This is a genomic window from Streptomyces griseofuscus (genome assembly GCF_014673495.1).
Lineage (GTDB): Bacteria > Actinomycetota > Actinomycetes > Streptomycetales > Streptomycetaceae > Streptomyces > Streptomyces murinus.
Map to the genome: position 1 here is coordinate 2,083,914 of NZ_CP051006.1, position 24,037 is coordinate 2,107,950.

Sequence of the window (24,037 nt, forward strand, 5' to 3'; positions counted from 1 at the left end):
CGGGAAATTCCGGCCGCGAAAAGGTGAACGGCCGCCGGACGGTCCCACCCCCCACGGGGGGACCGCCCGACGGCGTGCTCGGTCCTCGCGGACCGGACTGTGTCGGCCACCCGGCGGGTGGCCGGATCACGGCGTACCGATGGCCGCCGTACCGAGCCCCACCTTGGCAGACGCACCTGTGATACGACGATGATGGCGGTGGCGGGTTTGCGCCGTGGCCGGTTCCCGCCAGCCACGGCCCGCCGTGACGGCCTGTTCCCGGACGGCCGGTCCACGGGAAGCCGCGCATTCAGGTGGCTTGTACGCGCTCGGGGCGTACTCAGGGGAGGGACGGCGGGCGATGCTGACGGCGATAGGCCTGGACGACCGGCACGAGGCGGCGTACCGGGCGCTGGTGGCGGTGGGCGCGGCCGATGTGGCCGATCTGGCGCGGCGGTTGACGCTGGGGGTGCAGGACACCGAGCGCGCGTTGCAGGGGCTGGAGCGGCAGGGGCTCGCGGCCCGTTCCTCGGCGCGGCCCGGCCGTTGGGTGGCGGCGCCGCCCGCGGTGGCGCTGGGCGCGCTGCTCACCCGGCAGCGGCACGAGCTGGAACGGGCGGAACTGGCCGCGGCGCTGCTCGCGCGGGAGTACCGGGCGGCGGCGGCCGAGCCCGCGGTGCACGACCTGGTGGAGGTGGTGACCGGCGCCTCGGCGGTCGCGCAGCGCTTCCTCCAGTTGCAGTTGGGCGCCGCCGAGGAGGTGTGCGCGCTGGTGACCGGGGCCCCGGTGGCGGTGACCGCGCCGGAGAACGAGGCGGAGGAGCAGGCGGCCGGGCGCGGGGTGCGCTACCGGGTGGTGGTGGAGCGCGCGGTGCTCGATCTGCCGCAGGCGCTCGGCGGGTTGACGGAGGCGCTCGGCCGGGGCGAGCGGGTGCGGATGGCGGACCGGGTGCCGACGAAGCTGGTGGTGGCCGACCGCTCGCTCGCGATGGTGCCGTTGACCTCGCACAGCGCGGAGCCGGCCGCGCTCGTGGTGCACGCCAGCGGTCTGCTGGAGCTGCTGGCCGGGCTGTTCGAGTCGGTGTGGCGGGAGGCGCTGCCGCTGCGGCTGAACACGGACGGCGCGGCCGAGGAGGTGCCGGACGGCCCGGACGGCACCGATCTGGAGGTGCTGTCGCTGCTGCTGGCCGGGCTGACCGACGCGAGCGTGGCCAAGCATCTGGATCTGGGCCTGCGTACCGTGCAGCGCCGGGTGAAGCGGCTGATGGAGCTGGCCGGGGTGACCACCCGGCTGCAACTGGGCTGGCACGCCTATGAGCGCGGCTGGGTCACCCGTGGCCGGCCGGACTGATCCCGCCGAGCGCCTTGCGCACCGTCTCCGCCACCGCCGCCATCCCGGCGTCGGTGAAGTGCAGATGGTCGCCGGGGTCGTAGGCGGGGCGGATCCGGGTCGGCTCGGCCGGGTCGCGGACGACCGCGTCGGCGTCGGCGACCGCGTCGAAGGCGCCGCCGGTGCGGATGAAGGCGTTGACCCGCTGCCGTACGTCCTCGCGGCCGTCCGTGTAGGCGGCGTAGCCGCGGAACGGGGTGAGGGTGACGCCGACGACCCGGATGCCGCGGGCGTGGGCGCGGGAGACGAGGGTGCGGTAGGCGTCGGCGTAGGCGGCGGGGTCGTTCGCCGGGGGCAGGCCCTTGATGTCGTTGATGCCCTCGAAGACGACGAGGATCCGCGCCCCGGCCCGGTCGAGGGCGTCGGCGTCGAGGCGGGCCAGGGCGCTGGGTCCGGTGCCGTCGCGCAGCAGCCGGTTGCCGCTGATCCCGGCGTTGAGGACGCCGAGCCCGTGTGCGCGCAGCCGGGCGGCGAGCCGGTCGGGCCAGCGGCGGTCGGTGTCGGGGGTGGAGCCGGTGCCGTCGGTGAGGGAGTCGCCGAAGGCCACGACGCTGCCGGTGGCACGGCCGAGGACATCGACGCCGGTCACGTAGTACCAGGACTTGATGATCGTCTTGTACGACGACCCGCTCGTGTCATCGGCATGGCCCGCGCCCTCGGGGGCCACGTAGCTCGTCTGGAGGGCGCTCGCGTGGTAGGTGGCGCGGCCGTCGTCCTCGGGTGTGTACACGGTCACGAGGAGGTCGGCGGCGTCCGGCACGGTCAGCGGCACCCGGTCGCTGACGATGTCCCGGCCCGCCGGAACCGTCGTGGTGCGTCCGCCCTTGAAGGTGACGGCGTGCAGGGTACCGGGGGCGGCGTCCGGCCCCTGAGCCCGGCGCAGTGCCACGGTGACCGCTCCGAGCCGCAGCGGCGCGGTGCCGAGCCGGTTGCTGAGCCGGACCCGTACGGCGGTGCCGCCGATGCTGAGCCGGACGACATTGCGGATGGCCGCGCCGGGCTTCGCGGCGCTGGTCCCGGACGGCGCGGTCTCCCAACTGCCGTTCCAGCGCGGTGCGGTGTGGACGGCACCGGGTGCGGCGGCGACACCGACGGTGGCCCGGGTGCCCGGCAGGGCCAGCGCCAGCAGCAGGACCGTGAGGACCCGTTTCACCTTGCCCATCGCCCGCCCGCCCTTCCCCGTGTTCCGCCGGAGGCGACCGTGCCACAGCGGCGACCCGCATCGCCGTACGTCGGCCGCGATTCCACCCGGTCGGCCCAATGGAAGACGGGCGGGAGGCGCCGACACGGGGGTGCGGGGCGCGGGGCCTACGACGTTCAGCCGATGCAGGGGGCGGCCGGGGGTGCTTGGCTTGCGGCATGACCGGATTCAGCGCGGCGAAACTGTCGTGTCCGCGCTCCCAGCGCCTCGGCCGGATGGCCACCGTCGATCCGCACGGCCGGCCGCAGGCGAACCCCGTTCGACGTCGGCCATGAAGTCCAGCATCGCCCGGTCGGTCGCCGCCGCGTGGTCGATCTGTGGTCCGTGACCGGTGTCCGCGATGATCTCGGCGCGGGCCCCGGGGACGAGCCGGGGGACGCGCTCGACCTGTCGGTCGGGGTGCACGAGCAGGCTGCGCCGGCCGAGCAGCAGATACAACGGGGTGCGGACGGTGGCCAGTTCGGCGTCGGTGAGCGGCTTCGGCGCGGGCCGCCGGATGCGGTAGGAGCGCACCCCGGTATGGGCCATCCGGCGCAACTCGGGTACGACGAGGACCGGTTGCTCCAGCCAGGACGCGAGGCGGGGCCGCAATGCCTTGGGCGCGAAGGTGGCGAAGAGGCTGACGAAGATCCAGACGAAGAAGCGCAGTCCGACCTTCTCCAGGCCGCCCGGGTCGAGCAGCGTCACCGAGGCGAGCCGACCGGGCCCGCGGTGCGCCTGGTTGAGGGCGAGCCAGCCGCCGTAGGAGCTGCCGACCAGATGCACCCGGTCCAGGCCGAGCCCAGCGAGGGTCTCGTCCAGCCACCGGGCGGCGTGCTCGGGCTCGTGAAGGGCGGCGCGCTGCACGCTGCGGCCGGGGTCGCCGGGGGTGTCCACGGCGTAGACGGTCCGCTCGGCGCTGAGGTCTCCGGTGTTCGGGTACCACATCGCCGAGCAGCTGCCGGCGCCGTGCACCAGGACGACGGGCGTGCGGTCCCGGGCGGCGGGGTCGGCGCCGCCGTCGGGGGCGACCGGGGGGTCGTAGCGGTAGACGTGCGTGGTGCCGAAGGATGTCTCCACGTCCTCCTCGAGGGTCGCGGGCGCGCCCAGCGCGTAGAGCGCGTCGCAGGCGGCGAAGTGGCGCTCGCGCCAGGCGTCGCTGACGTAGCGGCCGATGTCGGCCGGGGGACGGGATGCGCGTGCGGGCGTGGACACGGCCACCTCCGGGGCAGTCGATTTTCGTGATACGAACGTACCACAATAATGGTACGGCTGTACCATCAAGGCGACCGGAGTGCGGGAGCGGAGGAGAGCGGGCGATGCCCAGACGTGTGGATCACGGGGAGCGGCGGGCCGAGATCGCGGAGGCGCTGGTGCGGGCCGCGGGGCGGCTCGGGCTGCACGCGGTGGGGATGCGCGACGTGGCCGCGGAGGCGGGGGTGTCGCTGCGGCTGGTGCAGTACTACTTCGAGTCCAAGGAGAAGCTGCTGCTCTTCGGGCTACGGCATCTGGCGGCGCGGTTCGGGGAGCGGGTGAGCGCACGGGTCGCCGCGGCCGGGCCCGATCCGGGGCCGCGGGCGGTGATCGAGGCGCTGCTGGCGGCCGCGCTGCCGGTGGACGCGGAGAGCCGTACGTTCCACCACCTGTACACCTCTTACGCCGTCCTCTCGGTGACCGACGAGGCGCTCGCCGCGCAGCCGTTCATCAAGGACCCCGACGCGGCGGAGGCGACCGTCGCCGCCCTGCTCCGACGCGCCGCCGACGCGGGCCAGTTGGCCCCCGGCACGGACCCCGCCCCGGCCGCGGCCGGCCTCCTGGCCCTCTCCGCCGGCCTCGGCACCAGCGTCCTGGTCGGCCAACGCACCGCGGAATCCGCCACGGAGGTACTGACCTACCACCTGGACCGCGTCTTCCGGCCGGCGGTTGGGACCGGCTGACGCCCCTCGGGGCTCTCCCCGCTCGGTCGGCGTACGGCTACCCCCGCAACGCGCCCTCCAGGGTCAGTAGTCGGATCTTGCGGTCCAGGCCGCCCGCGTAGCCGGTCAGGGAGCCGTCGGCGCCGATGACGCGGTGGCAGGGGCGCACGATCAGCAGGGGGTTGGCGCCGAGGGCACCGCCGACCGCGCGGACGGCGGCGCGGGGTGCGCCGATACGGGCGGCCAACTCGCCGTAGGTGAGGGTGCTGCCGTAGGGCACCTCGTCCAGGGCGGCCCAGACCCGGCGGCGGAACTCGGTACCGGGGGCCCGCAACGGCAGCCGGAACGCGCGGAGTTCACCGGCGAAGTAGGCGTCGAGCTGCTCGCGCGCCGCGGCGAACGGCTCCGGGTCCTCCCGCAGTCCCGCCGGGACGTCCCGTGCGCAGTGCAGCGAGGTGAGCGTGCCGTCCTGGTCGGCGGTGAGCAGCAGCCGGCCGAGGGGCGTGTCGAGATGGGTGAAGCTTCCGGCGGTCATCGGGGCAACTCTCCTGCCGTGTAGAGGTGTTGGAAGGCATACGTGCGCCAGGGACGCCAGGCGTCGGACGCCTGGACGCCGGGCGGGGCCACATCGGGGTCCCCGAGCGCGCGGACCCGGATCAGTGCGGCGGTGGCCGCGTCCATCCCCGGCAGCGCGAGCAACTCCCGCTGTGCGTCGTCCCGGTCGGCGCCGGGATCCAGTCGGAGGGTGCCGTCGGTGAGCGCGGCGGCGAGCGCGGCGAGCGGTGCGGGCACCCCGTCCGGCCGCGCGAGCGCCGCCGGTTCCGGGAAGAGACGGGTGAGGGTGCCGTCCGGGGTGTCGAGGATCTTGCCGTACGCCGTGACCAGGCGCCCGCACGCGGCCGGGCCCAGCAGCGCGCGGGCGGCCGCCTCCAGCGGATCGACGGCGCCGGGGACACGCAGTCCGGGGCGCGCCGCGACCAGGGGGGCGAGGCGGGGGTCGGAGCTCAGGCGCTCGTCGATGGCGTACGGGTCGGCGTCCAGGTCGAACAGCCGGCGCAGCCGGTGCACGGCGGTGGTCAGGTCCCGGGGGTCGGTGAGGTGCAGCCGCGCGTCCAGCCAGCCGCTCGGGCGCACCCCGCCGCCCGTGCGCGGGGCGCGGGTGCGCTCGGCGACGGCGGCGATCCCGGTGCCGTACGGCAGCCGCAGGGTGCGCCGGTAGACGCGCGCGCCCGGCCGCCCCGTGACCTCCTCGACCCCCGGCACGGCCTCCCGCGCGAGCTGGTCGAGGACGGCGGCGACCTGGTAGGGGCCCCGGTGGGCGAGCCGCAGTGGGATGCCGGTGCCGTCGGCGGCCCGGCGGGCGGCGCCGCGCGGGGCGGCCGTGCGCACCTCGGTCGGTGTGGCCGCGTACACCTCGCGGACCGTGTCGTTGAACTGCCGCACGCTGGCGAACCCGGCCGCGAACGCGATCTCGGTGACCGCCAGCTCGGTGGTCTGGAGCAGTACCCGCGCGGTGTGCGCCCGCTGCGCGCGGGCCAGTGCCACCGGTCCCGCGCCCAGTTCGGTGGTGAGCTGCCGCTGCACCTGCCGGGCGCTGTAGCCGAGCCGGGCGGCGAGCCCGGCGACGCCCTCGCGGTCCACCACGCCGTCGGCGATCAGCCGCATGGCCCGGCCGACGACGTCCGCGCGCACATTCCACTCCGCCGAGCCGGGCACCGCGTCCGGCCGGCAGCGCCGGCAGGCCCGGAACCCGGAGCGCTGGGCGGCGGCGGCCGACGGATAGAAGCGCACATTGCGCCGTTTGGGGGTCACCGCGGGGCAGCTGGGCCGGCAGTAGATCCCGGTCGTCTCGACGGCGAAGAAGAACGCGCCGTCGAACCGTCCGTCCCGGCTGCGCACCGCCTCGTACCTGCTGTCCTCGTCCATCACAGGTCCCAGTGTGGCCCGCCGCCCGGGCACCGGCTGGCGGAAATCGGACACGGAGTCGGCCCGACAGGACGGCCGGGTTCGTTCCGATCAGGAGTGGAGGACGCGGGACCGGAAGCGTGAGCCCGCGGGGCCGCCCCCCGCCGAGGCCGACCTAGTCGAGGCTCTGCGCGCCGATCCGGCCGCCTGGATCGACGGACTCTCCCTCGTCTCGGTGGACGAGGCCGACCGTCCGGTGGGGCACGCGCTGCGGGTGAACCCGAACCGGGGATAGCAGGAGGCCGGATGCCCGAGCACGATCACATGGCGTTCGCCCTGTGCCTTAGCGGCGGCCCGCCTCGGACCACGGCATCGGGCTGACCGTCGACATCCCGGACGACGCGCTGATGGCACTCGGCCGCGCGCCACAGCCCAGCCCAGCCCTAGATGCTCTCCCACTGGTCGAGGATGTCGTCCGTGCTGTCCGCAGCCTCCGTGCCGGCGGCCGGCTGCGGGGTGGCCTCCTGCGGGGACAGCTCGGCCCAGATCACCTTGCCGCGGGCGGTGTAGCGGGTGCCCCAGCGGGAGGCCAGCTGGGCGACGAGGAACAGGCCCCGGCCGCCCTCGTCGGTGGCTGCCGCCCGGCGCGGGTGCGGGGCGGTGCTGCTGCCGTCGGCGACCTCGCAGATCAGGCCCCGGTCGTGCAGGAGGCGGACGCGGATGGGCGGGGAGCCGTAGCGGACCGCGTTGGTGATCAGCTCGCTGAGGATCAGCTCGGCGGTGTAGCCGACGTCACCGAGGCCCCAGGCCTCCAGCGTGGCGGCGCACTCGGCGCGGACCGGGCCCACGGCCGCCGGATCGCGCGGCACCTCCCACTCGGCGACATGCTCGGGGCCCAGCAGCCGGGTCCGGGCCACCAGCAGGGCGACGTCGTCGATCGGGCGGGCGGGCAGCACCGCGTCCAGGACGGCCGTGCACAGCGCCTCGGGGCCGTGTCCCGCCGAGTCCGCCAGGGTGTCGCGCAGCAGGTCGAGACCCTCGCCGATGTCCCGCTGCCGGTCCTCCAGCAGCCCGTCGGTGTACAGCACCAGGTACGAGCCCTCGGGCAGCTCAAGTTCCAGCGTCTCCACCGGCATGCCGTCGCCGAGGCCCAGCGGCGGGGAGACCGGCACATCGGGGTAGGTGGCGGTGCCGTCGGGCAGGATGAGCGCGGGGCCGGGGTGGCCGGCCCGCGCGATGGTGACGCGCCCGGCGACCGGGTCGTAGAGCGCGTACAGACAGCTGGCGCCGGTGACGTTCGCGATGCTGTCGCGCGCGACCCGGCCGTCCCGCAGCAGCCCCTCGAACTCCCCCGCGCCCTGGACGTCGCCCCGCTCGTCGCTGTCGATGCGGCTGACCAGTTCGTCCAGGTGGACGAGGAGTTCGTCGGGGCTGAGGTCGAGGGCGGAGAAGTTGGTGACGGCGGTGCGCAGCCGGCCCATGGTGGCCGCCGCGTGCAGACCGTGCCCCACGACATCGCCGACGACCAGGGCCACCCGGGCGCCCGGCAGCGGGATGACGTCGAACCAGTCGCCGCCCACCCCGGCCTGCGCGGGCAGATAGCGGTAGGCCACCTCCAGCGCGGACTGGTCGGGGACGCCGCGCGGCAGCAGGCTGCGCTGGAGGGTGACGGCGGTGGTGTGCTCGCGGGTGTAGCGGCGGGCGTTGTCGATGGCGACCGCGGCCCGGGCCACCAGCTCCTCGGCGACCGCCTGGTCCTCCTCCTCGAACGGCTCGGTCTGCGCGGTGCGCCAGAAGCTCGCCACGCCCATCAGGACGCCCCGGGCGCGCACCGGTACCACCAGCATCGAGCGGATGCCGTGGGCGAGGATGCGGTCCGCGTTGTCGGGGTCGTTCTGCTCCCAGCCGCCGTCGTTGCGCAGATCGGGCTCCAGGACCGGGGTGCCGGTGCCCAGGCCGATGGCCTGCGGGGTCTGGGAGGCGAAGTCCACGAGGGTGCCGACGGGGTACAGCGGGTGGTCGGAGTCGATGCCCGAGAGAGCCGTACGACGCATCATCGTGCCCTCGGGCTCACCGCCGCGCAGGACCGAGTCGAGCAGGTCCACACAGGCGTAGTCGGCGAACCGGGGCACGGTGAACCGGGTCAGCTCCTCGGCCGTGCGCTCCACGTCGAGGGTGGTGCCGATGCTGCTCATGGCGTCGTACAGCAGCCGCAGCCGCCGCTGGGCGACGGCGGCGCGCCCGGCGACGGCCCGCAGCTCGGTGGTGTCGCGCAGGGTGACGATGCTGGAGGGCCGGCAGCCGTGCGGCGCGGTCGGGCGGACGCTCACCGCGAGCAGCCGGTCGCCGGCCTCGCACACCTCGTCCGTGACCGGGCGGGTGCTGGACAGCAGCGAGGCGAGGGACGGCGCGAGCCCGAGATCGGTCAGTTGCCGGCCCTCGGCGTCCTCGGGAAGGCCGAGCAGCCGCCGGGCCTCGTCGTTGCTGAGCAGCAGGGTGCCGTCGGCGGCGACGATGAGGACGCCCTCACGGGCGGCGTGCAGCACGGCGTCGTGGTGGTCGTACATCCGGCGCAGCTCGGTCGGTTCCAGGCCCCGCGTCTGCCGTCGCAGCCGCCGGTTGACCAGGGCGATGCCGGCCGTCGCCAGCAGGAGCGCGCCGCCGCCGGAGGCGAGCAGCAGGGGCAGCTGCCGGATGACCTGGTGGTGGATGTTGTGCACGGTGATGCCGGCGGTGACCAGTCCGACGACCCTGGCGTGCTCGCCGAGGACGGGCACGGTGGACTCCACGGCCACCCCGATGGGGGTGTTCAGGGTGTAGGTGCGCGGGTGTCCGTGCAGCGGCTGCGCGTAGTTGCCGATCACGTGCCTGCCGATGAGGTGGGCGTTGGGGTGGGTCCAGCGGATGCCGGCCGGGCTGAACGCCACGAGGTAGTCGATGCCGGTCTCCTTGCGCACCTGCTCGGCACGGGGTTGCAGCAGGGCGGAGGGGTCCGGCGAGTCCATCGCGGCCAGTGTGCCGGGGGCGTGGGCGAAGCCGGCGGCGGCGGCGAAGGTGCGTTGCCGCGCCTCGTTCACACCGGCCTGCCTGGCCTGGACCACCAGGACGGTGCCGGCCGCCACGCCGAACAGCAGCAGGATGATCAACTGGAGCACGAACATCTGTCCGGCGACGCTCCGGGCACCGGACGGCAGCCACCTGAACCGACCGGAGTCGGCGGCAGCGGGGGACGCTCCGGCCGGGGCGGAAGCGTCCCACCCCGAAAACAGGCCGAAACGCCTCTTCATGATGCATTTCTAGCATTCACCGAGGAGGGGGACACGGCGCGACCTGCCGGGGCCCCGCCGGATACGGGCCGAGCCGCACCGGCCGGGGCCGGTCGGACAGCGGGAATGGGGCGGCAGGAGTCGGGCGTACGGGCTGCGCCACCCGGGTCCGGCCGGGTGGCGCGGCCCGCGGCCGTCACGTCCAGCGGCCCTGCTTGGCCTGCATCGCGGCGCGGCCCTCGGCGCCCTTGCGCTTCCAGTCGCGGCGGATCTCGGCGCGCAGGCGGGCGTCGGTCTTGGCCACGATCCACTGGTTCTCGCGGATCAGTTTGCGGTAGCTCTCCAGGCGGCGGACGGGCAGTTCCCCGCCGTCCACCGCGGCGCGCACCGCGCAGCCCGGTTCGCTCTCGTGGGCGCAGTCGTGGAAGCGGCACCGCTCGGCCAGTTCCTCGATCTCGGCGAACACCTGTCCGACCCCGCTCTGGGCGTCGTACAGGCCGACCCCGCGCAGCCCCGGGGTGTCGATCAGGACCCCGCCGCCGGGCAGGGCGAGCAGATTGCGGGTGGTGGTGGTGTGCCGCCCCTTGCCGTCGACGTCCCGGGCGGCCCGTACGTCCATCACGTCCTCGCCGATCAGCGCGTTGGCCAGCGTGGACTTGCCCGCGCCGGACTGGCCGAGCAGCACGGAGGTGCCGTTGCCGACGAGGGCGCGCAGGATGTCGAGGCCGTCGCCGCAGTGCGCGCTGGCGGCGACCACGGGTACGCCGGGCGCGGTGTTCTCGACGTCCTGTACGAGGTGGGCCAGGGTGACCGGATCGGTCACCAGGTCGGCCTTGGTGAGTACGACCACGGGCTGCGCCCCGGACTCCCACGCGAGGGCGAGGAAGCGTTCGACACGGCCGAGGTCGAGTTCGACGGCGAGGGACACGGCGACGACGGCGTGGTCGACGTTGGCCGCGAGGATCTGGCCGTCGGACCGCTTGGAGGAGGTGGACCGCACGAAGGCGGTGCGGCGCGGCAGATACGCCCGGACGTACCGGGGGTTGCCGCCCGCCTCGACGGCGACCCAGTCGCCGGTGCAGACGACCCGCATGGGGTCGTGCGGGGTGACGAACGCGGTGTCGGCGCGGACGGCGCCGTCGGCGGTGACCACGTCGCACTGGCCGCGGTCGACCCGTACCACCCGGCCGGGCAGCAGCCCTTCGCGGGCGTAGGGGGCGAACGCGTCGGCCCAGTCGTCGTCCCAGCCGTAGGGAGTCAGGGCGGAATACACAGCGGAGCTGGAAGTCAAGGGAGACCCTTCAAGGGGTGGCCCCGGACGGGAGCGGTCGTCTGCGACGCGCTCGGGTCAGCCGGTGGCCACGGAGGTGGACTCGGGGAGTTCCTGGATGCGGGCAGCGCCCGGCGCAGTGACAGCCATCGTCGACACCTCCTCTTCCGCGCTCGCTCGTCGGCGGCCGGCGGCCGCCTCACGAAGTGGTTCCCACCCTAGGACGGCACCGGCCGCGCGTGCCACCGAATTAACGCGCCCCCGCCGACAGGGCCGCGGCGGCGCGTTGCCGGGCCTCCTCGTCCAGCGCCATGCCCCGCCAGCCGCCCCCGTCGCAGAGCCGTTCGTCCCGGTCCCGGCAGGCGCGCAACAGCGGTGCGAGGGCGCGGGCTTCGGGGCCCAGGTCGGTGAGTGCCCGCAGCGCGGCCAGCTCGATCGGGGAGTAGGCGGCGCCCGGCCGTGTCTCCAGGACGCGTCCGAACACCTGGAGGGCCAGGCCGCTGTCGCCGGTCACCCGCCGGTGGGCCCGGGCGACAGCGACGCTCTCATGGCTCCGCCACCGCCATTCGTTCGCGCGCAGCCACTGCTCGGGCCGGCGCATCCGGCTCGCCCCGGCGCCCGGTCCGAGCGCGGCCAGGCAGCGGGCCACGGCGCTCGCGAGCGCGGCCGTGTCCCGGATCGCCGCGGCCGCCGCCGCGGACCGCGGTCGGCCGGGTGTCTCCTCAACGCCTCGGCACAGCGCAGCCGTCGAGGTGAGCACCGCGTCCACCGTGCGCAGCAGCGCCGCCTCGTCACCGTCGACGGCGAAGCGGGTCCGGGCGACGGTGAGCGCGGTCAGACAGTGGTCCACCGGTCCGGGCGGGCGCGGTCGGGTGGGCGAAGTCACCGAGGCGGCGGAGGAGTCGGCGGGCGCGGTGGGGCACGTGGACAGTCCTGCCGACGCCGCGGCCAGGGCCGTGCGTTCCGCGCGTTCGAGGAGCGGGCGGCAGTGACCGGCCGCCGGTCCCAGCGCCTCGATGACGGTGCAGGCCGGGCGCGGGTGCCCGGCGGCCAGCAGCGCCGCCAGTTCGGGCAGCGCCTCGGCCGCCGCGGGGCCGCATGCCGCGAGGGCGTCGCACAGAAGGTGCAGCCGCGGGAGGTCCACCGGCGCGGTCGCGGCGCCGTCCGCGGGGCGACGCCCCGTCAGGCAGCGGGCCAGCGCGGAGCGCAGCGCGGGCACCAGCAGCGGTCCGTGGGCCGGCGCGCACGCCTCCAGGGCCTCCCGCAACGGCGGCCGGGTGAACCAGTAGAAGTTCCCGCCGTAATGGGCGGAGGGCCCGAACCCGTCGTCCTCCTCGTGGTCCAGCGCATGCGTCAGGGCCAGTACGGCGCGTACGTCGCCGTGCCGGGCCAGTGCCCAGGCCGCGCGGAGCGCTGCGGGGCGGTGCGGATCGTCGAGCGCGGCGGCGAGGCGGTCGTCGAAGGCGGCACCGGCGTCGCCCGCCGCGGCCAGCAGGTCGGCGGCCCGCGCCCGGTTCTCCGGCTCGGGATCCTTGAGCGCCGCCCCGAGCAGCGGGACCAGCGCCGGGACGGCCGAGCGGCGGCGGAGCATCGCGTCACCGGCCGCCTGGAGCGCGCCGGTGCGCACCCGCGGGTACTCATGGCCGATCAGGGCGCGGACGATGTCCAGGTGGGCTGCCGGGTCGTCACCGCACAGGGCGCACAGGGCCGTCGCCAGATGCGCGCCGTCCTCGCGCCAGGCCGGGTAGGCGCGGCGGGGCGTGGCCGGTGCGAGGGCCGCGTCGAGGAGGTCCCGCCAGGTCGCGGCGGCCGGGTCGAGCCGCCGGGCCGCCGCCAGGCGGGCGAGCGTGAGCGCGTCCGCGTCCCTGCCGACCGCCTCGACGAGGCGGCGTACGGCCGCGGTGAGCGGGGCGGCAGAAGGGAAGCCGGACGCGCGCGCCCCGGCCGCCGCCCGGGCGCCCGCCAGGCGCAGCGACACGCGCAGCGCGAGATCGGGCTCCACCGCGTCGCGGTCGGCCAGTGCCCGCGCGGCGTCCTGCGCGCGCGGCGACCAGCGGGCGTACTCCCACAGCAGATCGGCCACGGCGGCACGGACCGCGGGGTCGGTGTCGTCCAGCAGCGCGACCAGGAGGTCGTGGCCGGCGATGAGCGCCACGCGGCAGGACCGCGCCTGCTCGTCCGAACTCCAGGGCTCACGCATGTCGTTGGGCAACGCCGCGAACCGGCCGAGCAGTTCCACGATCGCGGCCCGCAGGGGCAGACCGGGGGCGGCCGCGAGTTCCAGGAGGAAGGGCAGGGCCGCCGCGCCCGCCGAGTACACGGCGCCGCCCTGGTGGTAGATCGCGGAGTCCAGCTCGTCCAGGCGTTCCTCCCGCTCGGGGTCGGGCCCGGGCCGGGCCAGCGCGCGAAGGACCGCGGGGACGTCGGCGGCGGCGCCGTACGCGTGCGCGAGGTCCGCCCAGGGAACGGCGTCGAGGCCGTCGAGCGGCACCGGACCGGCTATCACTGATACTCCTTCGCCGCTCTTGATTGACAACGCTGTCGTACGCCACCCTGTAACACGAATTTGAACGTTCGGTTTCGCGGACGAGTCCGGTGAGTATGCCATGGCGGCAGCCACCTGGAATCATCACCGATCATGATCGATACCAGTGCGAATTGCATCTTGGACGACTCGCGCACCGATGCTGGACTTGACGCGTGACAGACCGCGCAGGTCAAACAGTCCCCACAGCAACGGTATATGGAAAGTAAATTTCTTCAATGAATTCGGCGTACTCGGCGAGCGGCCTTCGACTGCCATCTTCACCTTGCACTTTCCGCGCCGACACCGCTAGCATCCATTCCGCTTCAGGGGGCTCGGCCGGCGAAGTGACTACGCATTAGCTGCGCCCCAAAAGAATTCCGGTTTCATCCGGCATTCTTGAATGCATCGATCTGGGCGACGGGGGACGGGGGAAATCGCCACCATGTGTCAGTTATCCATTGACACCGATTTTTCGCTGCGGTGCACGATACGAACCACCATTCTCGCCCTCCCAGCCGCCACCTCGGACAGTCAACGGAGGAGACATGGTCACCAATCTCGATGTGACGCTGCGAGACGGGGGATACCGCAACAACTTCGGCTTCACGCTCGAATACGCCCTGGAACACGCCAGGGAGAGCGTCGCGGCCGGTATCGAATGGGTTGAGATCGGATACCGCAAGGGATCCTTCCAGCCCAAGCCGGGCCTCGGCCTGACGGGCCTGGGCGCCGACGAGTACATACGCGCCATGGCCGAGGTCATACCGCCCGAGCGGATCTGCATGATCCTGCACCCGAAGAACATCGAGGACGACGACCTCACCCAGATGTTCGAGGCCGGCGTACGGCTCGTCCGGTTCTGCCTGCCGTCCACGACGCCCGAGCCCGGTCTCGCCGTGCTCCGCAAGGCGGCGAACCTCGGCTTCACCACCACCGTGAACATCACCCGCGTCAGCCAGCTCGACCGGCGGCGCCTGGTGGAGCTCTCGGCGATGTCCGAGGACGCGGGCGCCGACGTGATCTATCTGGCGGACTCCAACGGCAGCCTGCTGCCGGACGAGGTCTCCCGCCTGGTCACCCTGGTGCGCTCGGTGACCCGTTCCGCGATCGGCCTGCACGCGCACAACAACCTGGGCCTGGCGCTCGCCAACTCCATCGCGGCGGTCGACGCGGGCGCCACCTGGATCGACTCCTCGGTCCTCGGCATGGGCAAGGGCCCCGGCAACCTGATCACCGAGCAGTGGCTCGCCTATCTGGGCCGCGCCGGGCGCACCGACCGGTACGACCTCGGCCGGATCCTCACCCTCGCGCACCGCATGGAGTCCGAGATCGCCGAGGCGAGACCCTCGCTGCCGCTGCCCGACCTGGTCCTCGGCCACTTCGACCTCTCCGTCGAGGAGCGCGCCAAGCTGCCCGTGGACCACATGGGCGCCGCGTTCAGCGCCGCGCGCGAGCTGACCGGCCCGGTGGTCGCGGCATGACCTCGCCGGCCACGACACCGCTGCGGCCCCCGGTCGCCGTGCACCTGGGCGAGGCGGGCGCGCCCCGCACCGCCTGTGTGCTCGCGCCCGTCATGGCCCGCTGGGACCGGGGGGCCTTCTTCGAGCCCGTCGCCGAGGCGCTGGTGACGACCGGTCACCGGGTGACGGTGTACGACACCCTGTCGCTGCTGCGCGACGGGGACGACCTCGCGGCCCTCGCCGACCGGTGGGCGCAGGTGCTGCGCGCCGAGGAGCCCGACGTCCTGGTGGGCAACGCCCTGGGCGGCGCCGTCGTCCAGCGACTCCTCGACCGGCCCTGGACGCATCGGGCGGATGTCGTCCTGCTGTCCTCCCCCACGGTCGCCGACGAGGTGCTCGACGCGACCCTGGAGCGCATCGCGGCGGCCGTGGCCGGGCGGGGCACGACCGCCGCGCTCGACCTGCTGCACGAGGTGGTCCGCGGCCCGGCTGATCCCGCGCCCGTACCGGCCCCGGCCGGCCCGCGGGACACCCCGGACAGCGAGCGGGACGGCGAGGACGACCCGCTGTACGGGTGGCGCCTGGCCACCGGTCTGCGCCTGCTGCACCGCGCCGATGTCCAAAGCCAGGTCGAGGCGTTCCCCGGCAGGCTGTTGCACGTCTACGGCGAGGAGTCGAAGCTCGTGGGCAGGCAGCACCTCGCAACCGGCCCCGGGCACCGCAGCGTCGGCATTGCGGGGGCGGGCATGCGCCCCCACGCCGACCGGCCGGAGGCCACCCGGCGGGCCGTCGCCGCGTTCCTGGCACCACAGCAGAAGAAGAGGATCCATGACCAGTAAGACCGTCGCGGTACTTCCCGGCGATGGCATCGGCCCCGAAGTACTCGATGCGGCCCTCCCGGTGATCGACGCCCTCGGGCTGCCCATCACCCTCGAACACGGCGACATCGGCTGGGAGTTCTGGCGCACCGAGGGCACCCCGGTGCCGCAGCGCACCTGGGACCTGATCGGCCGCAGCGACGCGGTGCTGCTCGGCGCCACCACCAGCAAGCCGGGACGCGAGGCCCTGGCCGACCTGGCACCGCAGCTGCGCGAGCAGGCCCCGCAGTACGTGTCGCCGATCATCCAGCTGCGCCAGCGCCTCGACCTGTTCGCCAACCTGCGGCCGGTCGAGAGCTATCTGGGCGGCACCCCGTACCGCTTCTGCGTGGTGCGCGAGAACACCGAGGGCCTCTACGCGGGCCTCGACTGGGACCAGGTGCCCGAGGAGATGTGGCCGCTCGTCGCGGACCACCCCAACGCGCGGATCAGCGGCCGCGAGGCCACCACCGCGAGCGTGCGGATGCTCACCCGGCACGGCCTCGACCGCATCCTGCGCTACGCCTTCGAGCACGCCCGCGCCCATGGGCACCCCCGGGTCACCCTCGCCGACAAGCCGAACGTGCTGCGGCGCAGCAGCGCCTACGCCCGCGAGCGTCTTGAGGAGATCGCCGCGGACTACCCGGAGATCGAGTACGAGATCCTCAACGTGGACGCCGTCGCGCTGTGGATGGCGCGCCGCCCCGAGCGCTTCGGGGTCATCGTCGCCGAGAACATGTTCGGCGACATCCTGTCCGACCTCGGCGGCGGTGTGATGGGCGGCCTCGGCCTCGCGCCCAGCGCCAACATCGGGGAGCACGGCAACTACTTCGAGCCGGTGCACGGCAGCGCCCCCGCCCTCGCCGGGACCGGCCGGGCCAACCCGCTCGCCGCCTTCCTCACCGTCGGCCTGCTCCTCGAACACCTCGGCTTCGGCGAGGCCGCGGGCCAGGTGCGGGACGCGGTCTCGCATGTGACGCGCCGCCGGGACCGGGTGACGTACGACCTGGGCGGTACGGCGACCACCACCGAGTGCGCCGCGGCCGTGCTGGACGCCTGCGCTGCCGTGCCGCGCGCCCACACCGCCGCCGTCGTCACCGTCGGGGACGAGCTGCTACGGGCCGTCCTGGAGGACAGCAACGCGGGCGAGGCGTCCCGCAGGCTGGCCGCCCGCGCGGTACCGGTCCGTGTCCGGCACACCGTCGGCGACGACGAGGCGGCGATCGCGGACGCCGTGCGCTCCTCCATCGGCCGCGACGACGTGGTCGTGGTGATGGGCGGGCTCGGCCCCACCTCGGACGATGTGACCCGGATCGGGGTCGCCCGTGCGGTCGGCCGCCCGCTGGAGCACCGCGAGGAGGCATGGCAGGGCGTCGTCGAGCGGCTCACCCGCTTCGGCGTCGCCGTCCACGAGGACAACCGCCGCCAGGGGCAGTTCCCCGAGGGCGCCGAGCTGCTGCCCAACGCCAACGGCACCGCCTGGGGCTGCCGCCTCGACGTACAGGGCACCACCGTGGTGATGCTCCCCGGCCCGCCGCGCGAGTGCCTGCCGATGCTCGACGCCTTCCTGCGCGACGGCCTCGCCCACCTCCCCGAACCGGAGCCCGTGGACACGGTGTTCCGCCGTACCCTCGGGGTCATCGAGGCGGACGCCGCCGCCGCGGTGGACGCCCTGGTGCGGGACCTGGGGCTGCGGGTCAAGCCCGCCTACCGCTGGCACTACCCCTACGTGGACATCCGGATCGACTGCCCGCCGGGAAACGCGGCGGAGCTGGCGAAGCGGCTGGACGACGCGCTCGGCGCGTACGTCGTCACCGACCGGGAGCGCACCGCCGTCCAGGAACTCGCCGAGCTGCTGGACACCCGCGCGCTGGCCCTGACGGCCGAGGACCGGGTGACCGGCGGCCGGTTCGCGGCCGAGCTGGCCGCCGAGCGGCGGCCGGCCGAGGACCGGGAGCCGTCCGCGCGGGTGTCCGTGACGCTGGACGCGGACTGGGCCGGCGGCGGTCCGCAGGACCACACCGGCACCGTCCGCCTGCTGTGCACGGTGCACGACGGGGCGCGGGAGCACACCGGCGAGCTGACCGTCCCCAACCGGGGGCCCGAAGTCCTCGCGTACGCAGCCCAGTTCGCCGCCTGGACCATCGCCCGCCGGCTCGTGGAGGAGACCGCATGACCACCGTATCCGCCGACCCGCTGCTCGACGACGAGCTGCGGGCACGACTGGCCCGGCTGGACACGGCCGCCCTCTCCGACGCGATGGACAGCCTGCGCGCCGCGCCGTGCGTGCTGCCCGGCATCGCCGCCCGCACACCCGGCGCGGTGGCCTTCGGGCCCGCGTTCACCGTGCGCTACCGGCCCATCGAGGACGACGGCGCGTTCCACAACGCCGCCAACTACATCGACGACGTGCCGCCCGGCTCGGTCGTGGTCGCGGACAACGGCGGCACCGGCGCCTGCACCAACTGGGGTTCCCTGCTCACCTCGGTGGCGCTGCGCCGGGGGATCGCGGGCAGCGTCGTGCACGGTGCCGTACGCGATGTACGGGAGACCCGGGAGGCCGGGTACCCGCTGTTCAGCACCGCCGTCACCATGGTCAGCGCCAAGAACCGGGCGGTGCTCGAAAGCACCGGCGCCGACCTGGACATCCAGGGCACCGTGGTCCGCCCCGGCGACCTGGTGTTCGCGGACGACAACGGGGCGCTGCGCATCCCCGCCGACCTGGTCGCCGAGGTCGTCCGGCGCGCCGAGGCGGTCGAGCGGACCGAGCGGCGCATCCGGGAGGCCGCCGCGGACGGCATCCGGCTGGACGAGGCGCGGGCCCGCTACGGCTACGCGCGTCCCTGGGAGGACAAGGGCGACGATGACGCCTGAACCCACGGCCGCGGCCACCGCCGAACAGGCGGCGTTCGTGGACGTCCACTACCACGTCGGCCCGGACGCCTATGTACGGCGGCACACCGCGGCCACGGCCGGTGACCAGTACGCCAGGCTCGGCGGCTGGGTGGTCCTGAAGAACCATCTGGGCTCCACCGCGGCCCAGGCGTGGGAGGCCCGTCAGCAGGGCCTGCCGGTCTCCGGGTCGATCGTGCTCAACGACATCGCGGGCGGCCTGGACACCCGGGCCGTGGAGCAGGCCGTCGTGCAGCACGGCGAGGACAGCGGGCTGCGCCTGATCGTCCATCTGCCGACGGTGACCGGGCGGACCCACACGAGCCGGCTGTCCCGTACCCCGGCGCATCCGCTGCTGGCCCGGGACGGGCTGCGGCCGCTCACCGTCACGGACGGGGACGGCGTGCTCAGGGCGGAGGTGCGGGAGATCCTGCGGATGGCCCGGGACCTGCCGATCGTGATCTCCACCGGGCACGCCGACGGACGCGAGGTGGCGCTGCTGGTCGAGGAGGCGGTACGGCTCGACGTGCCGCGGGTGATGCTCAATCAGCCGGCCAACCCGATGACCGGTCTGAGCTGCGCCGATCTGCTGGACATCGCCTCGGCTGAGCAGGTGTACGCGGAGCAGACCGCGCTGACGTACCTGCTGGGCTACCAGGACTGGGACGACTTCGCCGCCGTCCTCGCCAAGGTGCCGCGCGCCCTGTACAGCTCCGATCTGGGGCAGACCTCCCAGATGGACATCGGGGAGTGGACGACGCGGAGCCGGGACTGGTTCGAGAAGGCCGGTCTCGACGAGGGCCGGATCACGGAGGTCGTGCGGGACGCGCCGCTGAGGATGCTCAGCCTGTAGGACGGCCGGGCCGACCGAGTGTCAGCGCCCCGGAAGGGACTGTGGTCAGGGTCTCTTCCGGGGCGCTGTGCGTGTGGAACGGGTCGGTCAGGAAGTCCCCATGGTCTTGCGGCGGACCCGGGCCGCCGTCTCGGTGAGCAGTTCCAGCCGCATCGGGTCCGCGTTCTCCGGCAGCGCGAGGAACATCCGCATGGTGATGGGCTCCCCGTCCAGCGGGAGCAGCGCGATCCGGCGCGAGGAGACCGTGTCGGCCGCCGTCGGGTACATCAGGGTCCAGCCGTCGCCGCTCGCGCCGATCTCGGCGAGGGTGTCCTGGAATCCCGTGAAGGGCGCGCCGAAGGTGGGTTCGAAACCGGTCTTGCGGCAGGCGGCCACGACGGCGTCGTACAGCGCCGGGTTCTCGCCCCGGGAGGCGAGACGCAGCGGAACTCCCGCCAGATCGGCGAGGTTCAGGCTGCTGCGGCCGGCCAGCGGGTGCGCGGCGGGGAGGGCGGCCACCAGGGGGTCGTACCAGAGGGTGAGCAGCCGCAGTCCGGGGGCGCTCTCCACACCGCGGACGAACGCGGCGTCCAGCCGGCCGGCCCGTACCTCCTCCAGGCGGTGGTGGGCGCCGAGGGTCTGGAACTCGAAGCGGGTGCCGGATCCGGAGTCGGGCAGCGCGTCCAGGAAGTCGTCCAGGCGCTCGCCGAGGGCGGAGCTGATCCCGACGCGGAACGTGGCGTCCTTCTGGGCGGCCAGCCGCTGGGCCTTGGCGGCGAAGGAACCCAGCGCCTTCAGCAGCGCGCGGCCCTCGGGCAGCAGGGCCTGCCCGGCCGCGGTGAGGGTGACCGTGCGGCTGGAGCGGTCGAAGAGCTGGGTGCGCAGCTCCCGTTCCAGTCGGCGCACCTGCTGGCTGACCGCGGGCTGGCCGATGTGCAGCCGCTTGGCCGCTCTGCCGAAATGCAGTTCCTCCGCGACGGCGACGAAGTACTGGATCTGGCGCAGTTCCACAGGACCCCCCAATCCTCGACGGGCGGCCCTGTGATGGAAACTCAACACTTATATTGATGAATAGATCAATACAGACTTCGGGGTCGCCGCAGAGGAATCCTCGCACACCTGACAGCGGCACCCGTACGCGCGTCAGCGCCTCACGGGTGCCGCTGCCGTCGGTCGTACGGCCTCATGTGGCCTTATTCCATGGCGGCTTCCTGAAGGTCCGCGGCCGGGCGGTCGGCCGGCCGCTCTTCGCTCTGCCGCACCGGCGCGGGTGCGGCCGCCGTCGTACGGGAGGCGAGCGAGAGGAACAGGGCGAAGGCGCAGATGCCCAGCACCGCGGCGATCAGCACGAACCAGCCGAGCGCGAACAGGTCACCGGCGGGCAGCCGGCTGGAGAGGTAGATGCCCAGCGAGGCGGAGAGCAGCTGGAGCGCGCCCATCAGACCGGACGCCGAACCGGCGGTCGCGCGGAACGTGGTGACACCCGCGCTCATCGACAGCGGCAGCAGGAAGCCGTTGCCGAAGGTCATCACCGGCATGAAGACCAGCACCAGCAGACCCCAGCGGCCACCGGCCCCGCTGAGTCCGAGGCCCAGCATCATCAGCGCTCCGACGAGGAAGAACCCGTGGCCCATCCACAGCAGCCGGTTGACGGACCGGGTGCGGACCAGGGCGCGCGAGGTGAGGTTGCCCGCGACGTAGGCGAGCGAGACGGTGATGTAGCAGTAGCTGGTGGTCTCGGTGGCCAGCCGCATCTTCTCGAACACCAGCGGGGAGGCCGCCAGGTAGCCGAAGTATCCGCCGTACGCCACGCACAGATTGACCGTGTAGGCCCAGAACAGCGGGCGGGAGAGCAGCTTCGGGTAGCCCTTGAGGGTGGCGCCCAGGTGCTTGCTGCGGCGCTCCGGCGGCAGACTCTCGGGGATCGCGGTGATCATCGCGACCAGGGTCACCAGGCCGATCACCGCGGTGACCACGAACGGCGCGCGCCAGGAGACGTACGTCGTCAGGTAGCCGCCGATCAGCGGCGCGACGGACGGGGAGACGCCGACGATCGGCATGACCGTGGCGAACATCCGGGCCGCGTCCTTCTCCTCGTACAGGTCGCTGATCACGGCCCGGCCGAGCACCATGCCCGAGCCGGCGCCCAGCGCCTGGAGGAGCCGGCTCGCGCCGAACACCTCGACCGTGGGCGCCGCGGCGCACACCAGGGAGGCGAGGACGAACAGGCCGAGTCCGGAGACGATGACGCGCTTACGGCCGTACGCGTCGGATATGGGCCCGTAGACCGCCTGGGAGACCGCGATGCCGATCATGAAGGCGCTGAACGTCCACTGCACCGACGCGACCGGGGTGTGGAAGGCGTGCGCGGTGGCCGGGACGCCCGGCAGGTTGATGTCGGAGGCGAACAGGCCGCCCGCGTTCAGTGAGGACAGGACGGCGAGCAACAGCGCGTAGGGCGTGCGAGTCGATGCGGACTTCATGGCACGTGGCAACTTCCTTGGTCAGGGCTCAGGTCGACCGAAAAGGGGAAGCCGTTCCCGGGCGGAACGGGGGATGTGCGCCCGGGAACGGCGGCTCGGGTGTCGGCCCCTGGATTCAGCGCTTGGCGGCGCGGGCGGCCAGCGTCTCGCCGGCGATGGACCAGCTGTCGGTGCCGATCTCCTGCACGGTCACCCAGACGCTCTCCGGCTTGCTGCCGGTGGCCTTGACGTAGGCGTCGGTCAGCTCGCGGACCAGCTCGGCCTTCTGCTCGGCGGTCTTGCCGGGGGTCTGCTGCACATGGATGAGAGGCATTGCGTTCTCCTGGATCGAGGTCGCGCCGATGGCGCACGGTCCGCGGCCGGTTCGGCCGGGATCCGCCGTGGATCCAGTCCAGCACCGGACCAGGAGCCGTCCAAGACGCAATACGCTCTGAGAACGATCACGACTCGTGATATGCCCAGGTGGGGCGGCCGTACGACGGCTCGTCAGGTAGAGACCAGTGCCCGGTGGGCGGGTGGCCGCGGCGCGGTTACGCGCAGCGCCGGCCGTTGAGTGTGAAGGCGTCCGGGGCGCGGTCGGCGTCCGTCCAGGTGCCGGTGAAGCCGAAGGCCACGGCGGTGCGGGCCGGGACGACCCGGTCGTAGTCGGCGGCGGTGGCGGTGACCCGGGAGCCGTTCTGCCGGACGGTGGCGTCCCACACCCGGCCGATCCGCTGGCCGTCCGGGAAGGTCCACTCGACCCGCCAGCCGTCCAGGGCCTGCTCGGTGGTGACGGTGACGGTCGCCTGGAAGCCGCCGGGCCACTGGCTGACGAGGTCGTAGCCGATGCGGCAGGAGGACGGCGGGGCGGCCGGGAGGCTCACCGGGCCGTGGGCCAGGGAGGAGAGGCCCCTGGGCGGGGAGTCGGGGGTGGGCCCGGGCTTCGGGCGCCCGGGGTCCCGGCTGCCCGCGCCGGTGGTCCGGCCGGAGGCGGCCGGGGTCCCGGACGGCGGCACCGGCCCGGGCGTCGGCTCGCGCCCGGGTGTCAGGGCCGGGGTCGGGGTCGGGGACGGTGTCGGGGTGGGGCCCGCGGTGGTGGGGCGGGCGCCGGTACGGCCGCCGCCCTGGGTGGCACCGCCGGACGCACCGGTGTCGTCGGGCGCCGCGGTGTCGTCGCGGGTGGCGGCGGCGTCGTCCCGGGCGGTGAAGGAATCCGCGCCCGAACCGCCGGGCGCCATCAGCGAGGCGCCCAGCGCCAGCGCCGACAGCAGCAGGGCGGTGGCGAACATCCCGCCCCCGCGCAGCAGCCGCGAGAGCCCTGCGCGCTCCTCGGGTTCACCCCTCGGGGGCTCCCCCGCCCGGCCGGTCCCGGCCCGCGCCTCGGCGGTCCGCCGGCGCCGCTCCAGATAGTCGAGCCCGCCCCAGCCGAGCACCCCGCCCGCCAGTACGGCGGCCAGCCCGGCGGCCTCGGGCTCCGGGGCGTCACCCAGGGCTCGGCGCCAGCGCTCCCGGAACAGCGCCCGCACCCGGTCGAGTTCGGTCCCTACGGTGGCCGGGTCCAACCCGAGCCGGTGCGCGGCCGTGGGCAGCGGCAGGGCCTCCACCTCGGCCAGCCACAGCAGTGCCGCGTCCGTGCCGCCGAGGTCGCGCAGGGCCCGCAGAGCCGGCGGATGGGCGCGGGGCGAGCCGGTGAGGCGGGACGCCTCGGGCGAGGACAGCCACTGGGGAAGGCCGGGGGCGAGCAGCCGGCCCCGGCCCGCGGCCGACCAGTCGGCGGCCGTGGTGCGGACGGCGGTGAGCAGGGCCGGGATGGCGGGCAGCCGGGCGGGGCGGCGGCCCGCGCCGCGCACATGGGTGCGCCCGGCCGCGCGGAGCTCGCGCATGCCGAGGGTGAACGCCTCGGTGGCCAGCCGGTGGGCGGTGGCGGAACCGGAGGCGCACAGGGCGGCGTACGAGAGCACCGCGTCCCAGGACTCCGAGAACAGCGCGGCCTCGGTGTCGTCCTGAGGGGTCGGCAGGTCGGGCATGGAACTCCTGCATCACGGGCGAGGTCAACTCACCACAGGGACGACGGAGTTGTCATAAACCTCGCGGAACCGAG

Annotated in this window: 18 protein-coding genes; 7 read left to right on the forward strand and 11 right to left on the reverse strand. The window is 74.1% G+C overall.

Annotation, left to right across the window (positions count from 1 at the left end; all coding sequences use genetic code 11):
- Positions 1-340 precede the first annotated feature (340 nt).
- A complete protein-coding gene (locus HEP81_RS09165; RefSeq protein ID WP_037657938.1) occupies positions 341-1,330 on the forward strand; it encodes a helix-turn-helix transcriptional regulator in 990 nt (329 codons plus the stop codon).
- On the opposite strand, the gene HEP81_RS09170 is transcribed toward HEP81_RS09165, so the two are convergent.
- A complete protein-coding gene (locus tag HEP81_RS09170) occupies positions 1,308-2,531 on the reverse strand; it encodes an SGNH/GDSL hydrolase family protein (protein WP_037657940.1) in 1,224 nt (407 codons plus the stop codon). The genes HEP81_RS09165 and HEP81_RS09170 overlap by 23 nt on opposite strands.
- Positions 2,532-2,738: 207 nt before the next feature.
- Complete coding sequence (locus tag HEP81_RS09175; protein ID WP_243279349.1) at positions 2,739-3,764, reverse strand: alpha/beta fold hydrolase; 1,026 nt, start codon at positions 3,762-3,764, stop codon at positions 2,739-2,741.
- 104 nt (positions 3,765-3,868) lie between these two features.
- On the opposite strand from HEP81_RS09175, the gene HEP81_RS09180 reads away from it, so the two are divergent.
- On the forward strand, positions 3,869-4,486 hold the full coding sequence (locus HEP81_RS09180; protein WP_037657943.1) for a TetR/AcrR family transcriptional regulator: 618 nt from the start codon (positions 3,869-3,871) through the stop codon (positions 4,484-4,486).
- A 37-nt stretch (positions 4,487-4,523) separates the two neighbouring features.
- Here the strand turns inward: HEP81_RS09180 and HEP81_RS09185 are convergent, their stop codons facing one another.
- The 5 genes from HEP81_RS09185 to HEP81_RS09205 form a co-directional block, all read right to left on the reverse strand.
- The gene (locus HEP81_RS09185; RefSeq protein ID WP_037657945.1) at positions 4,524-5,000 is read right to left on the reverse strand and encodes a methylated-DNA--[protein]-cysteine S-methyltransferase; all 477 of its coding nucleotides are present in this window, start codon (positions 4,998-5,000) and stop codon (positions 4,524-4,526) included.
- On the reverse strand, positions 4,997-6,391 hold the full coding sequence (locus tag HEP81_RS09190) for a bifunctional transcriptional activator/DNA repair enzyme AdaA (protein ID WP_274599481.1): 1,395 nt from the start codon (positions 6,389-6,391) through the stop codon (positions 4,997-4,999). The genes HEP81_RS09185 and HEP81_RS09190 overlap by 4 nt, the downstream gene beginning before the upstream one ends.
- Positions 6,392-6,813: 422 nt before the next feature.
- Positions 6,814-9,531 carry a SpoIIE family protein phosphatase gene (locus HEP81_RS09195; RefSeq protein WP_037657947.1) on the reverse strand — a complete coding sequence of 906 codons (2,718 nt, stop codon included), beginning with the start codon at positions 9,529-9,531 and terminating at the stop codon, positions 6,814-6,816.
- A gap of 301 nt (positions 9,532-9,832) precedes the next feature.
- Entirely contained in the window at positions 9,833-10,927 is a 1,095-nt protein-coding gene (rsgA, locus tag HEP81_RS09200; RefSeq protein WP_037657948.1) for a ribosome small subunit-dependent GTPase A, read from the reverse strand.
- Positions 10,928-11,156: 229 nt separating this feature from the next.
- Entirely contained in the window at positions 11,157-13,412 is a 2,256-nt protein-coding gene (locus HEP81_RS09205) for a HEAT repeat domain-containing protein (RefSeq protein ID WP_157854483.1), read from the reverse strand.
- A gap of 566 nt (positions 13,413-13,978) precedes the next feature.
- Between HEP81_RS09205 and HEP81_RS09210 the strand changes: the two genes are divergently transcribed.
- From HEP81_RS09210 to HEP81_RS09230, 5 genes are read left to right on the forward strand one after another with little or no spacing between them, the layout of a single operon-like run.
- Positions 13,979-14,914 carry a beta/alpha barrel domain-containing protein gene (locus HEP81_RS09210; RefSeq protein WP_051850301.1) on the forward strand — a complete coding sequence of 312 codons (936 nt, stop codon included), beginning with the start codon at positions 13,979-13,981 and terminating at the stop codon, positions 14,912-14,914.
- A complete protein-coding gene (locus HEP81_RS09215) occupies positions 14,911-15,732 on the forward strand; it encodes an alpha/beta fold hydrolase (RefSeq protein ID WP_051850302.1) in 822 nt (273 codons plus the stop codon). The genes HEP81_RS09210 and HEP81_RS09215 overlap by 4 nt, the downstream gene beginning before the upstream one ends.
- Positions 15,722-17,926: an isocitrate/isopropylmalate family dehydrogenase gene (locus HEP81_RS09220; protein WP_037657952.1), complete on the forward strand. Its 2,205-nt coding sequence runs from the start codon at positions 15,722-15,724 to the stop codon at positions 17,924-17,926. The genes HEP81_RS09215 and HEP81_RS09220 overlap by 11 nt, the downstream gene beginning before the upstream one ends.
- The gene (locus HEP81_RS09225) at positions 17,923-18,624 is read left to right on the forward strand and encodes an RraA family protein (RefSeq protein WP_037657954.1); all 702 of its coding nucleotides are present in this window, start codon (positions 17,923-17,925) and stop codon (positions 18,622-18,624) included. The genes HEP81_RS09220 and HEP81_RS09225 overlap by 4 nt, the downstream gene beginning before the upstream one ends.
- On the forward strand, positions 18,614-19,495 hold the full coding sequence (locus tag HEP81_RS09230; protein ID WP_037657956.1) for a DUF6282 family protein: 882 nt from the start codon (positions 18,614-18,616) through the stop codon (positions 19,493-19,495). Before HEP81_RS09225 ends, HEP81_RS09230 begins: the two co-directional genes overlap by 11 nt.
- Positions 19,496-19,582: 87 nt before the next feature.
- Here the strand turns inward: HEP81_RS09230 and HEP81_RS09235 are convergent, their stop codons facing one another.
- The 4 genes from HEP81_RS09235 to HEP81_RS09250 form a co-directional block, all read right to left on the reverse strand.
- Positions 19,583-20,485, reverse strand: coding sequence for a LysR family transcriptional regulator (locus HEP81_RS09235; protein WP_051850303.1), 903 nt, complete (start codon positions 20,483-20,485; stop codon positions 19,583-19,585).
- Between the two features lie 182 nt (positions 20,486-20,667).
- Complete coding sequence (locus tag HEP81_RS09240; protein WP_078967482.1) at positions 20,668-21,957, reverse strand: multidrug effflux MFS transporter; 1,290 nt, start codon at positions 21,955-21,957, stop codon at positions 20,668-20,670.
- A 115-nt stretch (positions 21,958-22,072) separates the two neighbouring features.
- A complete protein-coding gene (locus HEP81_RS09245) occupies positions 22,073-22,270 on the reverse strand; it encodes a tautomerase family protein (RefSeq protein WP_031050342.1) in 198 nt (65 codons plus the stop codon).
- 217 nt (positions 22,271-22,487) lie between these two features.
- The gene (locus HEP81_RS09250) at positions 22,488-23,963 is read right to left on the reverse strand and encodes a cellulose-binding domain-containing protein (RefSeq protein ID WP_037657959.1); all 1,476 of its coding nucleotides are present in this window, start codon (positions 23,961-23,963) and stop codon (positions 22,488-22,490) included.
- Between the last annotated feature and the right edge of the window lie 74 nt (positions 23,964-24,037).